Annotated in this window: 3 protein-coding genes; all 3 read right to left on the reverse strand. The window is 66.7% G+C overall.

Annotated features, from left to right (window positions below; genetic code table 11):
- Window positions 1-164 (reverse strand): NAD-dependent epimerase/dehydratase family protein (locus tag ABNT58_RS18730; protein WP_348754956.1); only part of this gene is annotated, 164 nt, incomplete at its 3' end.
- Window positions 165-175: 11 nt separating this feature from the next.
- Window positions 176-1,357 (reverse strand): hypothetical protein, encoded by a 1,182-nt coding sequence (locus ABNT58_RS18735; RefSeq protein ID WP_348754954.1) that lies wholly within the window; start codon window positions 1,355-1,357, stop codon window positions 176-178.
- 31 nt (window positions 1,358-1,388) lie between these two features.
- Window positions 1,389-2,439 (reverse strand): undecaprenyl-phosphate glucose phosphotransferase (locus ABNT58_RS18740; protein ID WP_348754955.1); only part of this gene is annotated, 1,051 nt, incomplete at its 5' end.

A 2,439-nucleotide genomic window follows, 5' to 3' on the forward strand; every position in this document is an offset into this window, starting at 1 on the left:
ACGGGCGCTTCGCCGCCCAGCAGCAGCTGCAGGCGCTGCAGCACGGCGGGCGAGCTGTTGGAGAAGTCGTCCAGCCCCACCACCTGGTACCCCGCGGCGCGCAGGGCCAGCCAGGTGTGGGAGGCGATATAGCCGGTGGCGCCGGTCAGCAGGATGGTGGGCATCGGGCGGAACGTCAGAGTTGCAGCGCGAACTGGCCGTAGCAGCTGGCGGTGCGTGTGTCGTAGGGTGCCGACAGGACGGACGACGACGTACGCGATTCATAGCCCACGTTGCAGCCCAGCGTCAGTGAGCGCATGGCAGCCCAGCGCAGGCCCACCGACACGAAGCGGGTGTTGTCGCCACCGTCGGCCGACAGGTTGAGCAGCGAGGCGTCGAGCTTGCGATGCACATACCGCACGCTCGCGTCGGCCATCACCTTGGAGGTGACCTCGTAAGTGGCGCGGGTGCCGATCGAGGTGCTGATCCGGCTGTTGGTCAGCACCTGGTCGGCCGAACCGCCCAGCAGGCTGATTTCTTCACCGGTGTCGCGGGTCAGGCTGGTGACGAACTGCAGCTTGCCGGTGGGTCGCCAGTTCCAGGTCAGGTCTCCGGTCACGCCGCTGAAGTCGGCGTTGCTGGCCACCGAGTGGCTGGTATCGCTCAGGCTCACCCGGCCATTGATGCTGCTGTTGCCCGTGGGCGTCCAGGTGGCGGTGAAGTCGATGTCGCGGCGGTCGTATTCGTCCCGCGGATTGCGGTCGGCGTATTCACCCTTGGTGAAACGCAGTGCTGCACCCGCCGTCAGCGCACCGCTGAAACGATAGCGCAGGCCGGCCGACACCGCGTTCTGGTCGAAGTTGCGGGCACGGTAGGCGTTGAGCGAATAGTCCACCCGGCGGTAGGTGTAGCCGGTTTCGGCCGTCAGCCGGGTGACCACGCCCACGCGCGCCACGGCGCGAAAGCTCAGGTCGCGCAGCGTGTTCTTGTCGCTGTTGCCGGCCGAGTTTTCATAGCGCGCCAGGCTTTGGTTGGCGTTGAGCTCCACGGTGCCGCTGATGCGTTCGATCGTGGCCCAGTCCACCCCCGCCTTTAGCCCATAGCCCGTGTTGTCCAGCGAGCCGTTGTCCATGAACTTGTTGGCGCTGACGGTGGCGTTGCCGTACACGCGCTGGCGGCCCACCATCTGGTCGACGCCGCCATACAGCGAGGTGGTGGAGATGGTGTCCGACACCTCGTTGTTGCGCGTGCGGTAGATGTTCGACTCATGCGTGAACGACTGAGACACGCCCACGTAATAAGGCGTGCTCTGCGCATGCACGCCGCCGGCGGCGCACAGCGCGGCGGCGAGGGGAAGCAATCGGGTTCGCAGCGGCATGCCGTCTCTCCTGTAGATGTCGTTCTGGGGGTCAGTACGCGTTGCGGTCGAACAGCATGACCCGCACGGTGCGCACGATGATTTGCAGGTCCAGGCCCAGCGTCCAGTTGCGCAGGTATTCCAGGTCGTACTCCACCCGCTGCTGCATCTTCTCGATGGTCTCGGTCTCGCCGCGCAGGCCGTTGACCTGGGCCCAGCCGGTGATGCCGGGCTTGACCTTGTGGCGCACCATGTACGCCTTGATCAGCTTGCGGTATTCCTCGTTGTGCGCCACCGCGTGCGGGCGCGGGCCCACGATGCTCATGCGGCCCTGCAGCACGTTGATGAACTGCGGCAGCTCGTCCAGCGAGGTCTTGCGGATGAAGGCGCCGAAAGGCGTGATGCGCGGATCGCCCCGCTGCGCCTGCTTGACCACCGTGCCGTTGTCCATCGCCCGCATCGAGCGGAACTTGTAGACGATGATTTCTTCGCCATCCAGCCCGTTGCGGCGCTGCTTGAAGATCACCGGCCCGGGGGAACTGAGTTTCACGCCGATGGCCAGGGCCAGCAGGATGGGCGAGATCAGCACCAGGATCACCGAGGCCAGCACGATGTCGCTGATGCGCTTGACCAGCTCGTTGGTGCCGGTGAAGGGCGTCTCGCAGATGCCCACCACCGGGATGCCGTTCATGTCCTGCAGCCGGCCCTGGATGATGCTGATGCCGAACACGTCGGGCACGAAGAAGATGGAGGCGGTGGTGCCCTGCACGCTTTCCAGCAGCTGCAGGATGCGCGGCTGCGAACCCAGCGGCAAGGTGATGTACACCTCCTTGATGCCGTGCTCGTGCACGTACGGCGCCAGCGCGGCCAGCCGGCCCAGCAGCTGGCCGGCGGCACTGCCGTCCACCCGCTCGTCGGCCCGGTCGTCGAAGTAGCCGATGAAGTCGCTGCCGCGGTCCTTGTTCTCGTTCAGCGCACGTGCCACCTTGGCGCCCAGCGGCCCCGCACCCACCACCACGGCCTTGCGGCGCGCCTCGGGCTGGGCCGCATGCCGGCGCAGCACGTTGCGGCCGGCCACCACCGCCATCCACTGCACCACGGGC

The organism is uncultured Aquincola sp. (genome assembly GCF_964001545.1).
GTDB lineage: Bacteria > Pseudomonadota > Gammaproteobacteria > Burkholderiales > Burkholderiaceae_C > Aquincola.

Coding starts and splice junctions, on each gene's coding strand:
- ABNT58_RS18735 (WP_348754954.1), bottom strand. CDS start 1,357: ATGCCGCTGCGAACCCGATTGCTTCCCCTCGCCGCCGCGCTGTGCGCC.